A 22741-nucleotide genomic window follows, 5' to 3' on the forward strand; every position below is an offset into this window, starting at 1 on the left:
GTCGGACGGCATGAGCGATCCAGGCCAGGACCACCCCCCGACCGACCGTCCGACGCCCGAGACCGACCACCCCCACTGGTTCGACGACGACGCGGGTCCCGTCGTACGCCCGTACGCCATGACCCGCGGCCGGACCAGCCACGCCGGCCAGCACCGTCTCGACCTGATCGCGCTCGTCGTCGCGGAGCCGGCGGCCGACGATCCGGTCTGGGACATGACCCTCTCCCCGGAACACGCCCACATCCTCGGGCTGTGCCGGGAACGCCCCCAGTCGGTCGCGGAACTCGCCGCGGACCTCGACCTCGCCGTCGGCGTCGTCCGGGTCCTGATCGGCGACCTCGTCGACGAGGAGCTGGTCCACGTGACCAGGCCGGTCCCGCCGGCCGAACTGCCCGATGAATCCATTCTCCGTGAGGTGATCGATGGCCTTCGGGCGCTCTAGCCGCACCGGTGCGATGCACGCCGTCTCGCCGGTCGAGCCGCTGACCCTGAAGATCCTGGTCGCGGGCGGCTTCGGGGTGGGCAAGACCACCCTGGTCAGCGCGGTCAGCGAGATACGTCCGCTGCGGACCGAGGAACTGCTCTCCGAACCGGGCGTCGGCATCGACGACACCGGGGGAGTGGAGGGCAAGAGCACCACGACCGTGGCCATGGACTTCGGCCGCATCACCCTCCGCGAGGACCTGGTGCTCTACCTCTTCGGCACCCCCGGACAGGACCGCTTCTGGTTCCTGTGGGACGAACTGGCACAGGGCGCCCTCGGCGCCGTCGTGCTGGCCGACACCCGCCGGCTCGCCGACTGCTTCGCCGCTGTCGACTACTTCGAACGGCGCGGCATCCCCTTCCTCGTCGCGGTCAACTGCTTCGACGGGGCCGACCGCCACCCGGTGGTGACCGTGCGCGACGCGCTCGACCTCGACCAGGAGGTGCCGGTGCTGCTCTGTGACGCCCGTGACCGGGAGTCCGTCAAGGACGTCCTGGTGGGGGTCGTGGAGCACGCCATGTCCCTCGCCCGGGCCCGCCGCGCGGGCCTGCGCGCCTCGTCCTGAGAGCGCCGTGCCGGGCGCGCCCCACGGGGAGGCGGCCCGTACCCCCGCCGACTGGGGTACGGGCCGCAGCTCTCATGGGGGGTCGCGGGGTCCCCGTCGCCGCGGGACCGTGGAGCGAGTGTGAACCCGCCGCCCGGGGCCGTCAAGCACCCCGACGGCAGTACTTGTGCGCGGCGTTCACCGCACCGCCACCACCGCCGAACCGTGCCCGAAGAGCCCCTGGTTGGCGGTGATCCCGGCCCGCGCCCCCGGAACCTGGCGCGCACCCGCCGTACCCCGCAGCTGCCAGGTCAGCTCGCACACCTGGGCGATGGCCTGCGCCGGAACCGCCTCCCCGAAGGAGGCCAGCCCGCCGCTCGCGTTGACCGGCACCCGCCCGCCCAGCGCCGTCGCGCCCTCCCGGAGCAGCTTGGCGCCCTCGCCCTCCCCGCACAGCCCGATGTCCTCGTACCACTCCAGCTCCAGCGCGGTCGACAGGTCGTACACCTCGGCCAGCGAGAGGTCCTCCGGCCCCAGCCCCGCCTCCTCGTACGCCGCCCGGGCGATCGAGGCCCGAAAGGACCCGGCCGCCGGCTCCACGGCGACCGCCGAGTCGGTCGCGATGTCCGGCAGGTCCAGCACCGTACGCGGATACGTGGGCGTCACCGTCGACACCGCCCGGATCCGCACCGGGTCCGCCACCCCGCGCGCCCGCGCGAAGTCCATGCCGCACAGCACCAGCGCCGCGCCCCCGTCGGACGTCGCGCAGATGTCCAGCAGCCGCAGCGGGTCGGCCACCACCGCCGAGGCCGCCACCTCCCCGGCGGAGACCGCCTTGCGGTAGCGGGCGTACGGGTTGTGCGCCCCGGCCGCCGAGTTCTTCACCTTGACCAGCGCGAAGTCCTCGGCGGTGTCCCCGTGCAGGGCCATCCGCCGCCGGGCGTACAGCCCGAAGTACGCGGGGTTCGTCGCGCCCAGGATCCGGAACCGCAGCCAGTCGGGGTCGTCCGGCCGCTCGCCCCCCGCCGGGGCGAAGAACCCCTTCGGCGCGGCGTCGGCCCCGACCACCAGCACCACGTCCGCCAGCCCGGCGAGGATCTGCGCGCGGGCCGCCCCGATGGCCTGGGCCCCCGAGGCGCAGGCCGCGTACACACTGGTGACCCGGGCCCCCTGCCAGCCGAGCGCCCGCGCGAAGGTGGCCCCGGCGACGTAGCCCGGGTAGCCGCCGCGCACGGTGTCGGCGCCGACGACGGACTGCACGTCGGTCCACTCCAGCCCGGCGTCGGCGAGCGCGGCCCGGGCGGCGGCCCGCCCGTACTCGACGAAGCTGCGCCCCCACTTGCCCCACGGGTGCATGCCGACCCCCAGGACGGCCACGTCCCCGCTCACCGCGTCCCCTCCACCGGCCGGAACCACCAGGTGGTGGTCACGGTCCCGGCGCCCTCGTCCAGCACCCCGGCGACCACCTCCACCTCCATCCCGACCGCCAGGCCGGCCGGCGTCACCCCGGGCGCGGCCTGGCCGAGCACGACCATCCGCTCGGCCTCCAGCTCCACCGCGACCAGGGTGTACGGCTCCCAGGGCGCGTCCGGATCGGAGACGTAGGGGGCGGGCGGCCGGTAGCGCCCGTCGGTGTAGGACCAGACCCGGCCGCGCGGCGAGAGCGGCACCTCGGCGAGCTCGCCGCCGCCGGGGCAGTGCGGGTTGCGGCAGTACGCGTCCTCGCGCGGGAAGAACACCGAGGCGCAGGCGGAGCACCGGGTGCCGAGCAGGCGGAAGCCGTCCCCGGCCTCCGCACCGGTGAACCACCCGCTCACCACGGGCGTGCGTGTGCGTTCCAAGACCCCTCCCGGACAACGTGATCTGACGAAGCGTCAGAAGTCTGCCACGGGCCGCCCCACCGCGACAGGGGGGCCGGTACCATCGCCGCATGCCGGCACAGCTGAGGGACTCGCACTGCTCCACCTGCGGAGCCACGTTCGACACCGACGGGTGGCCCCGGGCGTGCACCGCGTGCGGCGCCGTCACCTACCGCAACCCGCTCCCGGTCGCCGTCGCCCTGCTCCCCGTGGAGGACGCGGCCGGCACCGGCCTGGTGGTCATCACCCGCACCATCGAACCGGCCCTGGGGGGCGTCGCACTGCCCGGCGGGTTCATGGACTTCGGCGAGGACTGGCGCACGGCGGTGGTCCGCGAACTCCGCGAGGAGACGGGCATCGAAGCCCCCGCCGCCGACGTCACCCTGGCCGACGTCCTCAGCTCCCCGGGAGGCCACCTCCTCGTCTTCGGCCTCCTCCCGCCGCGCCCCGCCTCGGCCCTCCCTCGCTCGGCCCCCACGGACGAGACGACGGGCTGGCACGTCCTCCACGCCCCGACGGAACTCGCCTTCCCCCTCCACACCCAGGCGACAGCCTCCTGGTTCGCGGGCCACTACACCCCCTGACCGCCCCTCCCAGCCCTGCCGATCCTCCAGCCCCGCCGGCGTTTGAGGCGCGGGGGTCTGGGGGCGGAGCCCCCAGAAGGGGTCCGGGCGAAGCCCGGGGAACGGGCGAAGGGCGGGTAGGGGACCCAGCCCCGCGCAGCGGCACCCCAGCGCCGCCGCCCCCGCCCCCGGCAACAGGCCCGGCTAGGGCACGGGCAGGTCCATCACCAGCGACGCCAACCCCACCACCCCCACCGCCGTCCCGGCGACCACCGCCCCCCGCGCCCACAACACCCCCGCCGGCACCGGCCGGCCCCGCAGCAACGCCCCGACCACCAGCGGCAGCACCGTGCCCGCCACGCACCCGGCCCACACCACGCCGAAGCCCGGCACCGGAGCGCCCTGCGCCCCCAGCCACCACCGCACCACCACGACCGCCGGCGCCGACACCGGCGCGGCCAGCACCGCCACCGCCACCGGCCGCGGCCACGCGCTCACCCGGGCGGTCCAACGGCCCAGCGCCGCGAGCGGCTTGACGATCAGCAACCCGTGCAGGAAACCCGCCGCGGCCAGCGAGACCGCCGCCAGGCCCAGCTCCCCGGGCCCCCCGGCCGGAACCACCCCGGTCACCAGCAACAGGGCCCACACCGTGACCGTCTGCCACGCCCCCACCACCTCGGAACCCGGCACCCGGTCCCACCGCCGCGCGGTGACCGGCGCCCGCCGTCCCGGTGCCGACCGGTCCGGCGCGTACGCCCGCGCCGGGCTCGTTAAGACCATCACAGACTCCCTGCTCGACCGACCACCGGCGGCACACCCGCCGCCGCCCGCAGCATCCTCCTCCTCCCTACACGGGACCTACACCCCTATAGGGGGTGGCCGACACACCCCCTAGCCACCGGCTACCCACCCCCTAGCCACCGGCTACGCACCCCGAGGCACCCGCTACGCACCGGCCGGCACACTCCCCAGGCCCCGCACCTCCACCCCGCTCACCACACCCCCCGCCTCGTCCTCGACCACCACCGCGTCCCCGGCCCACCGCACCGCGTACCGCTCCACCTCGCCCGCCTCGAACCCCGGCCCCGGATCACGGATCACCACCCCGCCACCGGTGCGCCCCCGCGCGGGGGCCCACGCCTCCAGGCCCACCGACCCGTCCTCCCGCCGCACCGGCAGCACGGCCCCCGCCCGCGCCAGCACCGGCATCCGGCCCGGCGGAGCCTCGAACAGCACCTGCCCGGGCCCCTCGTACGCCGCCCCCGTCGCCGTGTCGTACCAGCGCCCCCGCGGCAGCCGCACCGCACGCCGGTCCGCCCCGCACTCCAGCACCGGGGCCACCAGCAGCGCGTCCCCCAGCAGGAACGCGTCCTCGCAGTCCCGCAGCCGCCGGTCCTCCGGCGCCCCCCACCACACCGGCCGCACGTACGGCGCCCCCGTCCGGCGCGCCAGATGCGCCAGCGTCACGAAGTACGGCCGCAGCCGCTCCCGTTCGGCGAGCACCGCCCCCGCCAGCTCCGCCACCCGCGGCCCGAACTCCCACGGCTCCCGCCGCCCCGCCCAGATCGCCGAATGCGTCCGGAACAACGGCAGGTACGCCCCCAGCTGGAACCACCGCAGGTACAGCTCCGCCGACGGCGACCCCCCGAAACCCCCCACGTCCGGACCCGAGTACGGCACCCCGCACAGCCCCAGCCCCAACACCAGCGCCAGCGACGCCCGCAGCCCCTCCCAGCTGCTCTCCACGTCACCGGACCACGTGCCCCCGTACCGCTGCATCCCCGCCCACCCCGACCGGGAGAACAGGAACGGCCGCTCGGCCGGCCGCAGCCGCACCAGCCCCTCCCAGCCGGCCCGCGCCATCATCAGCCCGTACACGTTGTGCCCGGCCCGGTGGTCCCCGCCCGCCCCCTCCAGGGCGTGCCGCGCCGACCGGGGGAGCGTCGCGTCACCCCACGGGGCGAAGGACACCGGCTCGTTCATGTCGTGCCAGAACCCCGCGAAGCCCTGCGCCAGCCGCTCCTCGTACAGGCCGCCCCACCACTCCCGCGCCGCCGGATCCGTGAAGTCCGGGTACGCGCACTCGCCCGGCCAGACCTCCCCGCGCACCTCACGCCCCCGCGCGTCCCGTACGAACGCCCCCCGCGGCCCCACCGCCCGGCCCGAGGCGTGCACCGCGTCCCCCGCCTTCACCGCCGGGTCGACGATCGACACCAGCCGCACCCCCCGCGCCCCCACCTCCCGGGCCAGCCCCGGCAGATCGGGGAACGCCTCCCGGTCCACGGTGAACACCCGGTGCCCGTCGTAGTGGTCGATGTCCAGGTGCACGGCCGACAGCGCCAGCCCCCGCTCCTCGTACCCGGCCACCACCCGCCGCACCTCGGCCTCGCTCCCGAAGCCCCACCGTGCGTGCTGGTACCCCAGCGCCCACTCCGGCGGCACCGCCGCCGCCCCCGTCAGCCCCGACCACCCCTGCAACACCCGCGCCGGCGTCCCCACCAGCACCCAGCACCTCGGCGGGCCGCCCTCCAGCCGCAGCTCGCTCGTCCCCGGCCGGTCCACCCCCGAACCGGCCCCCTCCTCGCCCTCGCGCAGCACGACCCGCCCCTCCCAGGGGTTGTCGTAGAAGGCCAGGTGCGTCCCCGCGTCCGCCACCACCACCTGCACCGGCATCGTGATGTACAGCGGGTCCGTGTCCGGCCCGAAGCCGCCCTTGGGGTCGGTGTTCCACAGCCGGTACTCCCCGTCCCGCAGCCGCGGCCCCCGCGCCCGCCCGCCCAGCCCGAAGAACCGCGCGTCCGCCGGCACCTCCGCCCGCTGGAGCCACCGCGAACCGCCCCCGCCCGCCACCGGACCCGCGCCGTCACCCCCCGCGCCGTCACCTCCCGCACCCCCCACCGGATCCCACCAGCGCGGCGGCAGCTCCCTGCGCAGCACCGCCCCGCCCGGCGTCCGCACCTCCACCGCCCCGTGCCGGGACACCGCCACCGTCACCCGCTCCGACACCACCCGCCAGCCGCCCCCGGTGTCCGGCTCCAGCACCGCCCGCGGATCCGGCGCGGGGCCACTGCCCACCACCGCGTACGAGGGCACCGGCTCCGCCCCGTCCCACCCCCAGAACACCGCGCCGCCCACGGTCACCCGCACCAGCAGCTCACTGCGCGCGAACCGCAGCACCCCACCACCGGGCCGGGCCTGCGTACCCGCCAGCAGCCCCGGCACCCGCGCCCGCTCCGCGCCCCGGCGCGGCAGCCCCTCGGCGTCCGCACGCCGGTGGCGCCACGCCGAGCGCCAGGCCCGCCGCCCGCGCGCCGTACCGATCTCCTTCACCGCACGCACCAGATCACGACCGTCCATGCCGGCCACCCTGCCACCGGCACCCCGCCGCGCGGGCGGCGTTCAGCTGCCGTTCACCCGGAAAACGATCAACCCGCCCGGCCCAGGACAGCTCTGGTGCGGATGTCGATCACGTGGCATGGTCCCTGTGAGCCGCCGCGCGCACACCGACGCCGCGACGGAGCCGTACGCACACGAAGCGCGAGAGCCCAGACCTGACCGGGAGCCGACCCATGACCTCTGCCACCCAGCCGGAACCCCTCTGGTCCCCGAGCGCCGACAGGATCGCCGGGGCCCAGGTCACCCGCTTCCAGGCCTGGGCGGCCGAACGCTTCGGCGCCCCCGCCGACGGCGGCTACCCGGCCCTCCACCGCTGGTCCGTCGACGAGCTCGACACCTTCTGGCAGGCCGTCGCCGAATGGTTCGAGGTCCGCTTCAGCACCCCCTACCGGGAGGTCCTCGCCGACCGCTCCATGCCGGGCGCCCGCTGGTTCGCGGACTCCACCCTCAACTACGCCGAGCACGCCCTGCGCGCCTCCGAGGACCCCGCCCGCGCCGGCGACCCCGCCCTCCTCCACGTCGACGAGACCCACGAACCGGCCCCGCTCACCTGGGCCGGGCTCCGCCGCCAGGTCGGCTCGCTCGCCGCCGAGCTGCGCGCCCTCGGCGTGCGCCCCGGCGACCGCGTCAGCGGCTACCTCCCCAACATCCCCGAAGCGGTGGTGGCCTTCCTCGCCACCGCCGCCGTCGGCGGGGTCTGGACCTCCTGCGCCCCCGACTTCGGCGCCCGCAGCGTCCTCGACCGCTTCGAGCAGGTCGAACCGGTCGTCCTCTTCACCATCGACGGCTACCGCTACGGCGGCAAGGAGCACGACCGCCGCGAGACCGTCGCCGAGCTGCGCGAAGGACTGCCCTCCCTGCGCGCCGTCGTCCACATCCCGCTCCTGGGCACCGAGGCCCCCGAGGGCACCCGCGCCTGGGCCGACCTGACCTCCGGCACGCAGGCCCCGGTCTTCGAACCGGTCCCCTTCGACCACCCGCTGTGGATCCTCTACTCCTCCGGGACCACCGGTGCGCCCAAGGCCATCGTCCAGTCCCAGGGCGGGATCCTCCTCGAACACCTCAAGCAGCTCGGCCTGCACTGCGACCTCGGTCCCGAGGACCGGTTCTTCTGGTACACCTCCACCGGCTGGATGATGTGGAACTTCCTCGTCTCCGGCCTCCTCACCGGCACCACCGTCGTCCTCTACGACGGCAGCCCCGGCTACCCCGACACCGGCGCCCAGTGGCGGATCGCCGAACGCACCCGCGCCACCCTCTACGGCACCTCCGCCGCCTACGTGATGGCCTGCAAGAAGGCCGAGGTCCACCCCTCCCGCGACTTCGACCTCTCCGCCGTCAAGTGCGTCGCCACCACCGGCTCCCCGCTGCCCCCCGACGGCTTCCGCTGGCTCCACGAGGAGGTCGCCGAAGACCTGTGGATCGCCTCCGTCAGCGGCGGCACCGACGTGTGCAGCTGCTTCGCCGGAGCCGTCCCCACCCTCCCCGTCCACATCGGCGAACTCCAGGCCGCCTGCCTCGGCACGGACCTCCAGTCCTGGGACCCGGCCGGCAAGCCCCTCACCGGCGAGGTCGGCGAACTCGTCGTCACCGCCCCCATGCCCTCCATGCCGATCCACTTCTGGAACGACCCCGACGGCAGCCGCTACCGCGACAGCTACTTCGAGATGTTCCCCGGCGCGTGGCGCCACGGCGACTGGATCACGATCACCGACCACGGCTCCGTCGTCATCCACGGCCGCTCGGACTCCACCCTCAACCGGCAGGGCGTCCGCATGGGCTCCGCCGACATCTACGAGGTCGTCGAACGCCTCCCCGAGATCAAGGAATCCCTGGTCATCGGCCTGGAGGAACCGGGCGGCGGCTACTGGATGCCGCTCTTCGTCCACCTTGCCCCCGGCGCCGTCCTCGACGAGGCCCTGCGCAAGAAGATCGCCGCCACCATCCGCGAGCAGCTCTCCCCGCGCCACGTCCCCGACGAGGTCATCGAGATCCCGGCCGTCCCGCACACCCTGACCGGCAAGCGCATCGAGGTCCCGGTCAAGCGCCTCCTCCAGGGCACCCCGATGGCCAAGGCGGTCAACCCCGGCTCCGTCGACAACCCGGAACTGCTCGCCTTCTACGAGGAGCTCGGCCGCACCCGGAGGTGACTGTCAGTGGCGACGGTTACCGTGAGTGAGCAAGTGATCGCACGCTCAGGGGGAACCATGAACGCCACACCCGACACACCACGCACCGCCACCACCTCATCCACGACCGCCTCGCTGCGCCGCGAGGTCCCCAGCACCGTCGGCCTCATCACCGACCCCGGGGACTTCGCGGCCATGCGGGACTACCGCACCTTCGCCTTCGGCCACCACGACGAATACCCCGACTACCTCCGCCGGATCGACGCCCTGCTGCGCTCCCTCGCCGCCCAGGGCATCCACACCACCGTCGCCCTCTTCGACCCCGAGGAGTACGCCGCCTACTGCGCGGAACACCGCCTCGACCCGGACAGCCCCCACACCCGCAGCCGCTTCACCGCCGAACTCGCCGGCGGCCCGACACTGCCCTACGCCGGCCAGCCCGTCGAGGAACTCGTACCGCTCCTCGTCGACGAAGCCGTCCGGCAGTCCACCTGGGAGTACGCCACCGAGCTCCTCGCCGGCGTCGGCGCCTGCGCGGACTGCGGCGAGGACATCGGCAAGGCCTCCTTCGAGCGCGCCGCCGACATGCTCGAACGCCTCGTCGCCGGCGCCGGACCCGGTCACCACCACCTCGTGTGCAGCGTCCCCGCCGAGGAGCAGCAGCTCATCGCCGTCCTACACGCCGAGGCGGCCGTCGAGCCCGCCTCCCGGCCCCGCGTCCAAGGCCGCGAAGGCCTCGACTTCGTGACCGTCCTGGCCGCCGGACTCGCCCTCGGCGGCTCCGGCGGACTGGTCCTGCGGAGCACCACCGAGGGCTTCCGCGACCGGGTCCACGGCTGGCGCCTCGACCGCGGCCGCCTCGTCGCCCTCACCGCCGCCGCCGTGTTCGACGCCTACTGCACGGACGTCGACACCGGCGACCCCGTCGCCCCCGAACCAGGCGTCGAGTACTGCCCCGGCTACGAGGTGGACGTCCCCGGCCCGCACCACGAGTAGCCCCCGCGGCCGGACCGGCACCGGAAACGCCCGAGGGGCCCCCGCCACCGGCGAAGGCCCCTCGGAACCGACCACGCGTACCGCCCGCTACTCGCCGGACAGCACCGCCTGCGCGGCCACCCGCGCCTCCTCGGCGCTGTCCGCGGCCCGCGCGGCGGCGGCCGCACGCTCGCACTGCGCGAGGGTGTACTTGGCGAGCGTCGCCCGCACGTACGGGATCGACGCCGCACCCATCGACAGGGAGGTGACACCCAGACCCGTCAGCACACAGGCCAGCAGCGGATCCGAAGCGGCCTCACCGCAGACACCGCAGCTCTTGCCCTCCGCCCTGGCGGCCTCGGCCGACATCGCGATCAGGTCGAGCAACGCCGGCTGCCACGGGTCCTGGAGCCGCGACACCGCCCCCACCTGCCGGTCGGCGGCGAAGGCGTACTGCGCGAGGTCGTTCGTACCCAGCGACAGGAACTCCACCTCCTGCAGGATCGAGCGCGCCCGCAGCGCCGCGGAGGGGATCTCCACCATCGCGCCGAACTTCGCCACCAGACCGGCCTCGCGGCACGCGTCCGCGAACGCCTTCGCGTCCTGGCGGTCGGCCACCATCGGGGCCATCACCTCCAGGTAGACCGGCAGCCCCTCGGCCGCCTTGGCCAGCGCGGTCAGCTGCGTGCGCAGCACCTCCGGGTGGTCCAGCAGGGTCCGCAGACCGCGCACGCCCAGCGCCGGGTTCGGCTCGTCCGCCGGAGTCAGGAAGTCCAGCGGCTTGTCGGCGCCGGCGTCCAGCACCCGCACGACGACGCGCCCCTCGGGGAACGCCTCCAGCACCTTGCGGTACGACTCGATCTGCTTCTCCTCGGACGGAGCCTTCTTGCTGTCGTCCAGGAACAGGAACTCCGTACGGAACAGGCCCACGCCCTCCGCCCCGGCCTCCACCGCGGCCGGCACGTCAGCCGGCCCGCCGACGTTCGCCAGCAGCGGCACCTTGTGCCCGTCGGACGTGGCACCCGGACCGGAGGATGCGGCCAGCGCCGCCTTCCGCTCGGCGGCCGCGGCCTCCAGCTCGGCCCGCTTCTGCGCGGTCGGCTCCACGAACAGGTCACCGGTGCTGCCGTCGACGGCGATGACCGTGCCCTCGGCGATCTCACCCGCACCCGGCAGCGCCACGATCGCCGGCACGCCCAGCGCCCGCGCGAGGATGGCGCTGTGGCTGGTCGGCCCGCCCTCCTCGGTCACGAACCCGAGCACCAGCGCCGGGTCCAGCAGCGCCGTGTCGGCGGGAGCCAGATCCCGGGCGATCAGCACGTACGGCTCGTCGCTGTCCGGCACGCCCGGCATCGGCACGCCCAGCAGCCGCGCCACGATCCGGTTGCGCACGTCGTCCAGGTCGGCCACCCGCCCCGCCATGTACTCGCCGGCCCCCGCGAGCAGGTCGCGGTAGGACGCGAACGCGTCGTAGACGGCGCGCTCGGCGGTGCTGCCGACGACGATCCGCCGGTCGACGTCCGACATCAGCTCGGGGTCCGTGGCGATCATCGCCTGGGCCTCCAGCACGTGCTGGGCCTCCCCGCCGGCCAGCTGGCCGCGTGCGATCAGGTCGGCCGACACAGCCTCCACGGCCTGACGGGCGCGCCCCTGCTCGCGCTCCGCCTCGTCCGCGGCGATCTGCTTCGCGGGCGGTTCGAGCACGGCCGTACCCATGTGCCGAACCTCGCCGATAGCCACACCGTGGCTCACGCCGACGCCTCGCAGCGTTGTCTCCATTACACCCGTCTCCGATTGAGCGGCGGCTCCAGCCGCCGTGATGGATATCCGACTCGCCTGTGGGAGCAGGCGGAGGCTACTGCCAGCTGAAGAGGACGTCGTCCGGCTTGACGTCACCGGATTCGACGACGCCGGAGAGGGAGTCGTTCGTCGCCTCAAGTGCCACGACGGGGCAGATCGGGGACTTGCCGGCGGCCTCGACCGCGGCCGGGTCCCAGCGGATGACCTCCTGGCCGCGGACCACGGTGTCGCCCTTGTTCACGAGGAGCTCGAAGCCCTCGCCGTTGAGCTGCACCGTGTCGATGCCGAGGTGGGTCAGGACGCCGTGGCCCTCGCCGTCGACGACCACGTACGCGTGCGGGTGCAGGGAAACGACCACACCGTCGACGGGAGACACCGCCGCGGAGGGCTCGCGCACGGGATCAATGGCGGTGCCCGGTCCCACCATCGCGCCGGAGAACACCGGGTCGGGCACTGCCGCGAGTCCGATGGCCTGCCCGGCGAGCGGGGACGTGACGCTGGTCATGGGGGCCTCCCAGGGGTGGGGCTACTTCGTGCCGCCGTCACTGCCTGTCGCGAACGGCGTACTCGTTTGAAGGATATTGCACAGCTTGTACGGGTTCGCCCGATGTTGGTCCCGATACGGACGGCCCTTGGACACGGAGACTAGTGGACTAGACCGGTGGACTAGACCATACGCGTGAACCGATTTGCCTGTCTCCGACGGGAGCTGTACTGTCGTGACTCCCGCCAGGACGTGCCGCGTGAACATCTCGCGAACAGTCGGTGGCCGGGACTCCTCCTCAATCAATGATCTTCCAGATCTCCGCTTGATCGCTTTCCGCGTGCCTCACGGCAAAACGGAGGGTGGCCGGAGAGAAGGAAAATCACTGATAGAGTCGGAACCGCCGGAAAGGGAAAGCGCGAAAGCGCAGGACCTGGAAAGCAAGCGAGAAAGACTCTGATAGAGTCGGAAACGCAAGAACGAAGAACGAAAGCCCGGAGGAAAACCCGAGAGGGTGAGTACAAAGGAAGCGTCCGTTCCTTGAGAACTCAACAGCGTGCCAAAAATCAACGCCAGAAGTTGATACCCCGTCCACTCCGGTGGATGAGGTTCCTTTGAAAAAGACCTGTCGGGCCCTCGGGCACTGGCAGGCAACAAACACAGCGAGGACGTTGTGGTCAGTCGGTCTTATTCCGACCGTGACTGGCCCGCTCTTTCGTGGTGTGGACCGGATTACCGGTAAACATTCATGGAGAGTTTGATCCTGGCTCAGGACGAACGCTGGCGGCGTGCTTAACACATGCAAGTCGAACGATGAAGCCCTTCGGGGTGAATTAGTGGCGAACGGGTGAGTAACACGTGGGCAATCTGCCCTTCACTCTGGGACAAGCCCTGGAAACGGGGTCTAATACCGGATACGACTGCGGGGGGCATCTCCTGTGGTGGAAAGCTCCGGCGGTGAAGGATGAGCCCGCGGCCTATCAGCTTGTTGGTGGGGTAATGGCCCACCAAGGCGACGACGGGTAGCCGGCCTGAGAGGGCGACCGGCCACACTGGGACTGAGACACGGCCCAGACTCCTACGGGAGGCAGCAGTGGGGAATATTGCACAATGGGCGAAAGCCTGATGCAGCGACGCCGCGTGAGGGATGACGGCCTTCGGGTTGTAAACCTCTTTCAGCAGGGAAGAAGCGAAAGTGACGGTACCTGCAGAAGAAGCGCCGGCTAACTACGTGCCAGCAGCCGCGGTAATACGTAGGGCGCAAGCGTTGTCCGGAATTATTGGGCGTAAAGAGCTCGTAGGCGGCTTGTCACGTCGGATGTGAAAGCCCGAGGCTTAACCTCGGGTCTGCATTCGATACGGGCTAGCTAGAGTGTGGTAGGGGAGATCGGAATTCCTGGTGTAGCGGTGAAATGCGCAGATATCAGGAGGAACACCGGTGGCGAAGGCGGATCTCTGGGCCATTACTGACGCTGAGGAGCGAAAGCGTGGGGAGCGAACAGGATTAGATACCCTGGTAGTCCACGCCGTAAACGTTGGGAACTAGGTGTTGGTGACATTCCACGTCGTCGGTGCCGCAGCTAACGCATTAAGTTCCCCGCCTGGGGAGTACGGCCGCAAGGCTAAAACTCAAAGGAATTGACGGGGGCCCGCACAAGCGGCGGAGCATGTGGCTTAATTCGACGCAACGCGAAGAACCTTACCAAGGCTTGACATATACCGGAAAGCATTAGAGATAGTGCCCCCCTTGTGGTCGGTATACAGGTGGTGCATGGCTGTCGTCAGCTCGTGTCGTGAGATGTTGGGTTAAGTCCCGCAACGAGCGCAACCCTTGTCCTGTGTTGCCAGCATGCCCTTCGGGGTGATGGGGACTCACAGGAGACCGCCGGGGTCAACTCGGAGGAAGGTGGGGACGACGTCAAGTCATCATGCCCCTTATGTCTTGGGCTGCACACGTGCTACAATGGCCGGTACAATGAGCTGCGATACCGTGAGGTGGAGCGAATCTCAAAAAGCCGGTCTCAGTTCGGATTGGGGTCTGCAACTCGACCCCATGAAGTCGGAGTCGCTAGTAATCGCAGATCAGCATTGCTGCGGTGAATACGTTCCCGGGCCTTGTACACACCGCCCGTCACGTCACGAAAGTCGGTAACACCCGAAGCCGGTGGCCCAACCCTTGTGGAGGGAGCTGTCGAAGGTGGGACTGGCGATTGGGACGAAGTCGTAACAAGGTAGCCGTACCGGAAGGTGCGGCTGGATCACCTCCTTTCTAAGGAGCACAGTACCGATTGCAGACAAACGTTCTGCACGGTCAGCTCATGGGTGGAACGTTGATTATTTGGCACGGTCTTCTGGATGGATCACGAGTACTGCTTCGGCGTGGAAAGTGAGTCACTGAAAGAGATCGTGCCTGGCACGTTGTTGGGTCCTGAGGGCACGGCCGTATGGCTGGTCTTCAGCGCCGGCCCCAGTGAACTCGCCAGCTTGTCTGGTGGGGTGATGGGTGGCTGGTCGTTGCTTGAGAACTACACAGTGGACGCGAGCATCTGTGGCCAAGTTTTTAAGGGCGCACGGTGGATGCCTTGGCACCAGGAACCGATGAAGGACGTGAGAGGCCGCGATAGGCCCCGGGGAGCTGCCAACTGAGCTTTGATCCGGGGGTGTCCGAATGGGGAAACCCGGCAGTCGTCATGGGCTGTCACCCACTGCTGAACACATAGGCAGTGTGGAGGGAACGAGGGGAAGTGAAACATCTCAGTACCCTCAGGAAGAGAAAACAACCGTGATTCCGGGAGTAGTGGCGAGCGAAACCGGATGAGGCCAAACCGTATGCGTGTGAGACCCGGCAGGGGTTGCGCATGCGGGGTTGTGGGAATGAGCTTTCACAGTCTGCCGGCTGTGAGGCGAGTCAGAAACCGTATGGATAGGCGAAGGACATGCGAAAGGTCCGGCGTAGAGGGTAGGACCCCCGTAGCTGAAATCTGTACGGCTTGCTTGCTCATCTCCCAAGTAGCACGGGGCCCGAGAAATCCCGTGTGAATCTGGCGGGACCACCCGCTAAGCCTAAATATTCCCTGGTGACCGATAGCGGATAGTACCGTGAGGGAATGGTGAAAAGTACCGCGGGAGCGGAGTGAAATAGTACCTGAAACCGTGTGCCTACAAGCCGTGGGAGCGTCGGATGCAGCTTGCTGTATCTCGTGACTGCGTGCCTTTTGAAGAATGAGCCTGCGAGTTAGCGGTGTGTAGCGAGGTTAACCCGTGTGGGGAAGCCGTAGCGAAAGCGAGTCCGAATAGGGCGATTGAGTTGCACGCTCTAGACCCGAAGCGGAGTGATCTAGCCATGGGCAGGTTGAAGCGGAGGTAAGACTTCGTGGAGGACCGAACCCACCAGGGTTGAAAACCTGGGGGATGACCTGTGGTTAGGGGTGAAAGGCCAATCAAACTCCGTGATAGCTGGTTCTCCCCGAAATGCATTTAGGTGCAGCGTCGTGTGTTTCTTGCCGGAGGTAGAGCACTGGATAGGCGATGGGCCCTACCGGGTTACTGACCTTAGCCAAACTCCGAATGCCGGTAAGTGAGAGCACGGCAGTGAGACTGTGGGGGATAAGCTCCATGGTCGAGAGGGAAACAGCCCAGAGCATCGACTAAGGCCCCTAAGCGTACGCTAAGTGGGAAAGGATGTGGAGTCGCAGAGACAACCAGGAGGTTGGCTTAGAAGCAGCCACCCTTGAAAGAGTGCGTAATAGCTCACTGGTCAAGTGATTCCGCGCCGACAATGTAGCGGGGCTCAAGCGTACCGCCGAAGTCGTGTCATTGCAGCAATAGGGCCAACGCCCGCTGTGATGGGTAGGGGAGCGTCGTGTGCCGGGTGAAGCAGCAGCGGAAGCTAGTTGTGGACGGTTCACGAGTGAGAATGCAGGCATGAGTAGCGATACACACGTGAGAAACGTGTGCGCCGATTGACTAAGGGTTCCTGGGTCAAGCTGATCTGCCCAGGGTAAGTCGGGACCTAAGGCGAGGCCGACAGGCGTAGTCGATGGACAACCGGTTGATATTCCGGTACCCGCTTTGAAACGCCCAATATCGAATCCTCTGATGCTAAGCCCGTGAAGCCGTTCCGGACCCTTCGGGGAATGGAAAGTGGTGGAGCCGGCGATCCAAGGTGGTAGTAGGTAAGCGATGGGGTGACGCAGGAAGGTAGTCCAGCCCGGGCGGTGGTTGTCCCGGGGTAAGGGTGTAGGCCGTGTGGTAGGCAAATCCGTCACACGTTAAGGCTGAGACCTGATGCCGAGCCGATTGTGGTGAAGTGGATGATCCTATGCTGTCGAGAAAAGCCTCTAGCGAGTTTCATGGCGGCCCGTACCCTAAACCGACTCAGGTGGTCAGGTAGAGAATACCGAGGCGTTCGGGTGAACTATGGTTAAGGAACTCGGCAAAATGCCCCCGTAACTTCGGGAGAAGGGGGGCCATTCCTGGTGATGAGACTTGCTCTCTGAGCTGGGGGTGGCCGCAGAGACCAGCGAGAAGCGACTGTTTACTAAAAACACAGGTCCGTGCGAAGCCGTAAGGCGATGTATACGGACTGACGCCTGCCCGGTGCTGGAACGTTAAGGGGACCGGTTAGTGACCTTTCGGGGTTGCGAAGCTGAGAACTTAAGCGCCAGTAAACGGCGGTGGTAACTATAACCATCCTAAGGTAGCGAAATTCCTTGTCGGGTAAGTTCCGACCTGCACGAATGGCGTAACGACTTCTCGACTGTCTCAACCATAGGCCCGGTGAAATTGCACTACGAGTAAAGATGCTCGTTTCGCGCAGCAGGACGGAAAGACCCCGGGACCTTTACTACAGTTTGATATTGGTGTTCGGTTCGGCTTGTGTAGGATAGGTGGGAGACTTTGAAGCAGCCACGCCAGTGGTTGTGGAGTCGCCGTTGAAATACCACTCTGGTCGTGCTGGATGTCTAACCTCGGTCCGTGATCCGGATCAGGGACAGTGTCTGATGGGTAGTTTAACTGGGGCGGTTGCCTCCCAAAGGGTAACGGAGGCGCCCAAAGGTTCCCTCAGCCTGGTTGGCAATCAGGTGTTGAGTGTAAGTGCACAAGGGAGCTTGACTGTGAGACCGACGGGTCGAGCAGGGACGAAAGTCGGGACTAGTGATCCGGCGGTGGCTTGTGGAAGCGCCGTCGCTCAACGGATAAAAGGTACCCCGGGGATAACAGGCTGATCTTCCCCAAGAGTCCATATCGACGGGATGGTTTGGCACCTCGATGTCGGCTCGTCGCATCCTGGGGCTGGAGTCGGTCCCAAGGGTTGGGCTGTTCGCCCATTAAAGCGGTACGCGAGCTGGGTTTAGAACGTCGTGAGACAGTTCGGTCCCTATCCGCTGTGCGCGTAGGAATATTGAGAAGGGCTGTCCCTAGTACGAGAGGACCGGGACGGACGAACCTCTGGTGTGCCAGTTGTCCTGCCAAGGGCATGGCTGGTTGGCTACGTTCGGGAGGGATAACCGCTGAAAGCATCTAAGCGGGAAGCCTGCTTCAAGATGAGTATTCCCACCTCCTTGAGAGGGTAAGGCTCCCAGTAGACGACTGGGTTGATAGGCCAGATGTGGAAGCCCGGTAACGGGTGGAGCTGACTGGTACTAATAGGCCGAGGGCTTGTCCTCAGTTGCTCGCGTCCACTGTGTTAGTTCTGAAGTAACGAACTCGCCTTGCCGGCTGGAGTTCAAACTTCATAGTGTTTCGGTGGTCATAGCGTTAGGGAAACGCCCGGTTACATTCCGAACCCGGAAGCTAAGCCTTTCAGCGCCGATGGTACTGCAGGGGGGACCCTGTGGGAGAGTAGGACGCCGCCGAACAATCATTGTGGGAAAGCCCCGCACCTTCTGGTGCGGGGCTTTTCTGCGTTCAGGGCCCGGCCGGCCTCCGGCGGGACTCCTGTAGGGTCAGGGAGCATCGTTCGACCGTTTCTAGCGTCACAGTGGGAGGCCCCCGGGTGGAGGTCCAGGAGACTCGGGTTCAGACCGACCGAATTTTCACCATTCCGAACATCCTGAGCATGGCTCGGCTCGTCGGCGTACCGCTGTTCCTCTGGCTGATCCTGGAGGGGCACGACGGTTGGGCGCTGGCCGTCCTGATGCTCAGCGGGATCAGTGACTACCTCGACGGAAAACTCGCGCGCCGCTGGAACCAGATCAGCAAACTGGGCCGCCTGCTGGACCCCGCCGCGGACCGCCTCTACGTCCTGACGACGCTCTTCGGTCTCACCTGGCGGGAGATTCTCCCCCTGTGGCTCACCGCGGCCCTCCTCGCCCGTGAGGCAATGCTGCTGGTCATGGTGTGGATCCTGCGCCGGCACGGCTATCCGCCCCCGCAGGTCAACTTCCTCGGCAAGGCCGCGACCTTCAACCTGATGTACGCCTTCCCGCTCCTGCTGCTCAGTGACGGGGACGGCTGGTTGGCCTGGATGGCGTCCGTTTTCGGATGGGCGTTCGCGGGATGGGGTACAACGCTCTATTGGTGGGCAGGAATCCTTTACGTGGTGCAAGTCCGACGCCTGGTCAGGGCTACCACGGCCGATTGAGCTCGCTCGGCGCCGGAGCTGACGCGGAGGAGTTGCGGAGTATCCGTCCGGGGCGGGTGAGGTCGGCTGGACCGTCATCTCTCTAGGAGGACTCTTCCGACATGAAGGCCGTCGTGATGGCCGGTGGCGAAGGTACGCGGCTTCGCCCCATGACCTCAAGCATGCCCAAGCCGCTCCTGCCGGTGGCCAACCGGCCGATCATGGAGCACGTGCTGAGGCTGCTCAAGCGCCATGGGCTCAGCGAGACCGTGGTCACGGTGCAGTTCCTGGCCTCACTGGTCAAGAACTACTTCGGTGACGGCGAGGAGCTCGGAATGGAGCTCACCTACGCCAACGAGGAAAAGCCTCTCGGAACCGCCGGCAGCGTGAAGAACGCCGAGGAGGCTCTGAAGGACGACACGTTCCTCGTCATCTCCGGCGACGCGCTGACCGACTTCGACCTCACCGACCTCATCAATTTCCACAAGGAGAAGGGCGCACTGGTCACGGTGTGCCTGACCCGGGTGCCGAACCCGCTGGAATTCGGCATCACCATCGTGGACGAGGAGGGCAAGGTCGAGCGCTTCCTCGAGAAGCCGACCTGGGGACAGGTGTTCTCGGACACCATCAACACCGGCATCTACGTGATGGAGCCGGAGATCTTCGACTACGTCGACCCGGACGTCTCGGTCGACTGGTCCGGTGACGTCTTCCCGCAGCTGATGAAGGAAGGCCGGCCGATCTTCGGCTACGTGGCCGAGGGCTACTGGGAGGACGTGGGCACCCACGAGAGCTACGTCAAGGCGCAGGCCGACGTACTCGAGGGCAAGGTCCAGGTCGACATGGACGGCTTCGAGATCTCGCCCGGGGTGTGGATCGCCGAAGGGGCCGAGGTCAGCCCGGACGCGGTGCTGCGCGGGCCGCTGTACGTCGGTGACTACGCCAAGGTCGAGGCCGGCGTGGAACTGCGCGAACACACGGTCGTCGGGTCGAACGTGGTCGTCAAGAGCGGGGCCTTCCTCCACAAGGCCGTCGTCCACGACAACGTCTACATCGGCCCCCACAGCAATCTGCGCGGCTGCGTCATCGGCAAGAACACCGACATCATGCGGGCCGCCCGGATCGAGGACGGGGCCGTCATCGGTGACGAGTGCCTCGTCGGCGAGGAATCCATCGTCCAGGGCAACGTGCGCGTCTACCCCTTCAAGACGATCGAGGCGGGCGCCTTCGTCAACACCTCGGTGATCTGGGAGTCCCGCGGCCAGGCGCACCTGTTCGGTGCCCGCGGCGTCTCCGGGATCCTGAACGTGGAGATCACCCCCGAGCTGGTGGTCAAGCTGGCCGGCGCCTACGCGACGATGCTGAAGAAGGGCGCGATCGTCACCACGGCCCGAGACCACTCCCGAGGTGCGCGTGCGCTCAAGCGCGCGGTGATCTCGGCGCTCCAGGCCAGCGCCATCGACGTGCGCGACCTGGAGAACGTACCGCTGCCGGTGGCTCGTCAGCAGACGGCCCGCGGTGCCGCGGGCGGGATCATGATCAGAACCTCGCCCGGGGTGCCCGACTCGGTGGACATCATGTTCCTCGACGAGCGGGGAGCCGATCTGTCTCAGGCGCAGCAGCGGAAGCTGGACCGCGTGTACGCGCGCCAGGAGTACCGGCGCGCCTTCCCCGGGGAGATCGGCGACCTGCAGTTCCCGTCGAGCGTGTTCGATTCCTATACGGGCTCGCTGCTCCGGCGCGTGGACATCACCGGGATCGCCGATGCCGGGCTCAAGGTGGTCGTGGACGCCTCCAACGGCAGCGCCGGACTCGTCCTGCCGAGCCTCCTCGGCCGGCTCGGCGTCGACGCGCTGACGATCAATCCCGGTCTCGACGAGTCCAGGCCCACCGAGACCCGGGAGTCGCGGCGGGCCGGGCTGGTGCGGCTCGGGGAGATCGTGGCGTCGGCCCGGGCCGCCTTCGGCGTGCGGTTCGACCCGGTGGGCGAGCGGATCTCCCTGGTGGACGAGCGGGGCCGGATCATCGAGGACGACCGGGCGCTGCTCGTGCTCCTCGACCTCGTCGCCGCCGAGAAGCGCAGCGGCAAGGTGGCCCTGCCGGTGACCACGACGCGGGTCGCCGAGCAGGTGGCCGCGTACCACGGGACCCAGGTGGAGTGGACGACGACCTCGCCCGACGACCTGACCCGGGTCGGCCGGGAGGAGACCACGATCTTCGGCGGGGACGGCCGGGGCGGCTTCATCGTCCCGGAGTTCAGCAGCGTCTTCGACGGGTCGGCGGCCTTCGTCCAGCTGATCGGGCTGGTGGCGCGGACCCAGCTCACCCTGAGCCAGATCGACGCCCGCATCCCGCGCGCGCACGTGCTCAAGCGGGACGTGCCCACGCCGTGGGCGGCGAAGGGGCTCGTCATGCGGCGGGTCGTGGAGGCCGCCGGCGACCGGCAGGTGGACACCACCGACGGGGTGCGCGTGGTCGAGGCCGACGGGCGGTGGGCGCTGGTCCTGCCCGACACGGCGGAGGCCGTCACCCACCTGTGGGCCGAAGGCCCCGACGACGCCTCCGCGCAGGCGCTCCTCGACGAGTGGGGCGCGGTCGTGGACGGCGCCGGACAGCACTGACCTTCCGGTGGGCCGGGCGCGGTGGGTGACCCGGCCCGGCCCGCCGGACGGGCGCATTGGGTGTTGGCGGGGGCGACATGCAACGATGTGCGGCATGTCGCAGCCGCCCAACAACCGGAGTTCGGCCACACCGCCCGCGCGCCCGGACGCCTCCATGTCGCTGCTGACCCACGTGATGGACCACAGCCTCGACGAGGGCTATGCGGAAGCGTCGGCCCGGCGCGAGGCGGACGGCACCGCGGGGCTGCCCCGTACCGTCAAGGCCAAGCTGGGGCTCGCCGCGGGTCTCGTGCTCGCCGCGATGGTGGTCACTCTGGGTGCCGCGCAGGCACGCGTGGCGGCGCCGGTGCTGGCCAAGGAGCGCCAGGAGCTGATCGACCGGGTGCGGCGGGCGGACGACCACGCCGAAGCCCTGGAGCGGGAGACCGAGCGGCTGCGGACCGAGGTCGCCGACCGGCAGCGCGTCGCGCTGAAGCAGCAGGTCGGCGAGCGGGGCCGGCTGGTGGAACTGCTGGCGGGTGCAACCGAGGCGCACGGTCCCGGCGTCAAGCTTGTGGTGGACGATGCCAAGGGTGCCTCGTCGGGCGGTGGTGGCGGTCCGCGCGAGAGCGCCGGGTTCTCGAACACCGGCCGCGTCCGTGACCGGGACATGCAGCGGATCGTCAACGGGCTCTGGCAGGCCGGCGCCGAGGCCGTCTCGATCAACGGGCAGCGGCTGACGGCGCTGTCCGCGATCAGGGCCGCGGGTGACGCGATACTGGTCGACAACAAGCCGCTGGTGCCGCCCTACGAGGTCCTCGCGGTGGGCGACAAGAAGCGGCTCGGGACCACGTTCCAGGACTCCGTGGACGGTCAGTACCTGCACGTCCTCCAGGAGAGTTACGGGATCCGCTACAGCCTGACCCCCGTGGACGAGGTGCGGCTGCCCGCGGCGTCGAGCCTGACCGTCCGCACAGCCACAGCAGCAGAGCCGAAGAAGGGTGCATCGTGATCGCGGTACTGGGCCTCTTGGCCGGAGTGGTGGTCGGGCTTCTGGTCCGGCCCGAGGTGCCGGCCGTGGTGGAGCCTTATCTGCCGATCGCCGTGGTGGCCGCCCTCGACGCGGTGTTCGGCGGGCTGCGCGCGATGCTGGACGGGATCTTCGTCGACAAGGTCTTCGTGGTGTCGTTCCTGTCGAACGTGGTCGTCGCCGCGCTGATCGTCTTCCTCGGCGACAAACTGGGCGTCGGCTCTCAGCTGTCGACGGGTGTGGTCGTCGTCCTCGGCATCCGGATCTTCTCCAACGCCGCGGCCATCCGCCGGCACGTCTTCCGGGCGTGAC

15 protein-coding genes and 3 rRNA genes are annotated in these 22741 nt (G+C 69.1%); 12 read left to right on the forward strand and 6 right to left on the reverse strand.

The genetic code is table 11. The annotated features are described in order from the left end of the window. Positions 1 to 10: 10 nt before the first annotated feature. Both ABD973_RS27395 and ABD973_RS27400 read left to right on the forward strand, forming a co-directional pair. A complete protein-coding gene (locus tag ABD973_RS27395) occupies positions 11 to 442 on the forward strand; it encodes a DUF742 domain-containing protein (RefSeq protein ID WP_125604818.1) in 432 nt (143 codons plus the stop codon). Beyond that, entirely contained in the window at positions 423 to 1049 is a 627-nt protein-coding gene (locus ABD973_RS27400; protein WP_125604820.1) for a GTP-binding protein, read from the forward strand. The genes ABD973_RS27395 and ABD973_RS27400 overlap by 20 nt, the downstream gene beginning before the upstream one ends. A 177-nt stretch (positions 1050 to 1226) precedes the next feature. On the opposite strand, the gene ABD973_RS27405 is transcribed toward ABD973_RS27400, so the two are convergent. Beyond that, a complete protein-coding gene (locus tag ABD973_RS27405; RefSeq protein ID WP_125820442.1) occupies positions 1227 to 2417 on the reverse strand; it encodes a lipid-transfer protein in 1191 nt (396 codons plus the stop codon). Beyond that, positions 2414 to 2869 carry a Zn-ribbon domain-containing OB-fold protein gene (locus ABD973_RS27410; RefSeq protein ID WP_125604824.1) on the reverse strand — a complete coding sequence of 152 codons (456 nt, stop codon included), beginning with the start codon at positions 2867 to 2869 and terminating at the stop codon, positions 2414 to 2416. Before ABD973_RS27410 ends, ABD973_RS27405 begins: the two co-directional genes overlap by 4 nt. A gap of 89 nt (positions 2870 to 2958) precedes the next feature. Here ABD973_RS27410 and ABD973_RS27415 point away from each other — a divergent pair, with 89 nt between their 5' ends. Next, entirely contained in the window at positions 2959 to 3471 is a 513-nt protein-coding gene (locus ABD973_RS27415) for an NUDIX domain-containing protein (RefSeq protein ID WP_345502628.1), read from the forward strand. A gap of 183 nt (positions 3472 to 3654) precedes the next feature. On the opposite strand, the gene ABD973_RS27420 is transcribed toward ABD973_RS27415, so the two are convergent. Together ABD973_RS27420 and ABD973_RS27425 are read right to left on the reverse strand one after the other, a co-directional pair. Further along, positions 3655 to 4230: a hypothetical protein gene (locus ABD973_RS27420; protein ID WP_125820440.1), complete on the reverse strand. Its 576-nt coding sequence runs from the start codon at positions 4228 to 4230 to the stop codon at positions 3655 to 3657. 165 nt (positions 4231 to 4395) lie between these two features. Further along, complete coding sequence (locus ABD973_RS27425; RefSeq protein WP_125820439.1) at positions 4396 to 6807, reverse strand: glycoside hydrolase family 31 protein; 2412 nt, start codon at positions 6805 to 6807, stop codon at positions 4396 to 4398. A gap of 212 nt (positions 6808 to 7019) precedes the next feature. Here ABD973_RS27425 and ABD973_RS27430 point away from each other — a divergent pair, with 212 nt between their 5' ends. Then, positions 7020 to 8996: an acetoacetate--CoA ligase gene (locus ABD973_RS27430; protein WP_345502631.1), complete on the forward strand. Its 1977-nt coding sequence runs from the start codon at positions 7020 to 7022 to the stop codon at positions 8994 to 8996. A 57-nt stretch (positions 8997 to 9053) separates the two neighbouring features. Beyond that, a complete protein-coding gene (locus tag ABD973_RS27435) occupies positions 9054 to 9971 on the forward strand; it encodes a hypothetical protein (protein WP_345502633.1) in 918 nt (305 codons plus the stop codon). Positions 9972 to 10058: 87 nt separating this feature from the next. Here the strand turns inward: ABD973_RS27435 and ptsP are convergent, their stop codons facing one another. Together ptsP and ABD973_RS27445 are read right to left on the reverse strand one after the other, a co-directional pair. Continuing rightward, positions 10059 to 11729 (reverse strand): phosphoenolpyruvate--protein phosphotransferase, encoded by a 1671-nt coding sequence (gene ptsP, locus ABD973_RS27440; RefSeq protein ID WP_125603852.1) that lies wholly within the window; start codon positions 11727 to 11729, stop codon positions 10059 to 10061. A 76-nt stretch (positions 11730 to 11805) separates the two neighbouring features. Further along, complete coding sequence (locus ABD973_RS27445; RefSeq protein WP_125603851.1) at positions 11806 to 12255, reverse strand: PTS sugar transporter subunit IIA; 450 nt, start codon at positions 12253 to 12255, stop codon at positions 11806 to 11808. A 724-nt stretch (positions 12256 to 12979) separates the two neighbouring features. On the opposite strand from ABD973_RS27445, the gene ABD973_RS27450 reads away from it, so the two are divergent. The 7 genes from ABD973_RS27450 (at position 12980) to ABD973_RS27480 (ending at position 22740) form a co-directional block, all read left to right on the forward strand. Further along, positions 12980 to 14503: ribosomal RNA gene (locus ABD973_RS27450) — 16S ribosomal RNA — on the forward strand. Between the two features lie 281 nt (positions 14504 to 14784). Next, positions 14785 to 17903: ribosomal RNA gene (locus ABD973_RS27455) — 23S ribosomal RNA — on the forward strand. Positions 17904 to 17978: 75 nt separating this feature from the next. Then, positions 17979 to 18095: ribosomal RNA gene (rrf, locus tag ABD973_RS27460) — 5S ribosomal RNA — on the forward strand. Together the 16S, 23S and 5S rRNA genes form the textbook arrangement of a ribosomal RNA operon. 137 nt (positions 18096 to 18232) lie before the next feature. Further along, positions 18233 to 18820 carry a cardiolipin synthase ClsA gene (gene clsA / locus ABD973_RS27465; protein ID WP_125820436.1) on the forward strand — a complete coding sequence of 196 codons (588 nt, stop codon included), beginning with the start codon at positions 18233 to 18235 and terminating at the stop codon, positions 18818 to 18820. 101 nt (positions 18821 to 18921) lie between these two features. After that, positions 18922 to 21420, forward strand: a complete 2499-nt coding sequence (locus tag ABD973_RS27470; RefSeq protein ID WP_125820435.1) for a mannose-1-phosphate guanyltransferase — start codon at positions 18922 to 18924, stop codon at positions 21418 to 21420. 85 nt (positions 21421 to 21505) lie between these two features. Next, complete coding sequence (locus ABD973_RS27475; protein WP_345502634.1) at positions 21506 to 22411, forward strand: DUF881 domain-containing protein; 906 nt, start codon at positions 21506 to 21508, stop codon at positions 22409 to 22411. Beyond that, entirely contained in the window at positions 22408 to 22740 is a 333-nt protein-coding gene (locus ABD973_RS27480; RefSeq protein ID WP_007262894.1) for a small basic family protein, read from the forward strand. The genes ABD973_RS27475 and ABD973_RS27480 overlap by 4 nt, the downstream gene beginning before the upstream one ends. Position 22741: the final 1 nt, after the last annotated feature.

Source organism: Streptomyces racemochromogenes (assembly GCF_039535215.1).
GTDB classification, from domain to species: domain Bacteria; phylum Actinomycetota; class Actinomycetes; order Streptomycetales; family Streptomycetaceae; genus Streptomyces; species Streptomyces racemochromogenes.

Bases quoted from the DNA above. Each gene is read 5' to 3' on its own strand.
- ABD973_RS27420 (WP_125820440.1), bottom strand. From the start codon at position 4,230: ATGGTCTTAACGAGCCCGGCGCGGGCGTACGCGCCGGACCGGTCGGCA.
- ABD973_RS27470 (WP_125820435.1), top strand. From the start codon at position 18,922: ATGAAGGCCGTCGTGATGGCCGGTGGCGAAGGTACGCGGCTTCGCCCC.
- ptsP (WP_125603852.1), bottom strand. From the start codon at position 11,729: ATGGAGACAACGCTGCGAGGCGTCGGCGTGAGCCACGGTGTGGCTATC.
- ABD973_RS27400 (WP_125604820.1), top strand. From the start codon at position 423: ATGGCCTTCGGGCGCTCTAGCCGCACCGGTGCGATGCACGCCGTCTCG.
- ABD973_RS27395 (WP_125604818.1), top strand. From the start codon at position 11: ATGAGCGATCCAGGCCAGGACCACCCCCCGACCGACCGTCCGACGCCC.
- ABD973_RS27445 (WP_125603851.1), bottom strand. From the start codon at position 12,255: ATGACCAGCGTCACGTCCCCGCTCGCCGGGCAGGCCATCGGACTCGCG.
- ABD973_RS27435 (WP_345502633.1), top strand. From the start codon at position 9,054: ATGAACGCCACACCCGACACACCACGCACCGCCACCACCTCATCCACG.
- ABD973_RS27415 (WP_345502628.1), top strand. From the start codon at position 2,959: ATGCCGGCACAGCTGAGGGACTCGCACTGCTCCACCTGCGGAGCCACG.
- ABD973_RS27475 (WP_345502634.1), top strand. From the start codon at position 21,506: ATGTGCGGCATGTCGCAGCCGCCCAACAACCGGAGTTCGGCCACACCG.
- ABD973_RS27430 (WP_345502631.1), top strand. From the start codon at position 7,020: ATGACCTCTGCCACCCAGCCGGAACCCCTCTGGTCCCCGAGCGCCGAC.
- ABD973_RS27425 (WP_125820439.1), bottom strand. From the start codon at position 6,807: ATGGACGGTCGTGATCTGGTGCGTGCGGTGAAGGAGATCGGTACGGCG.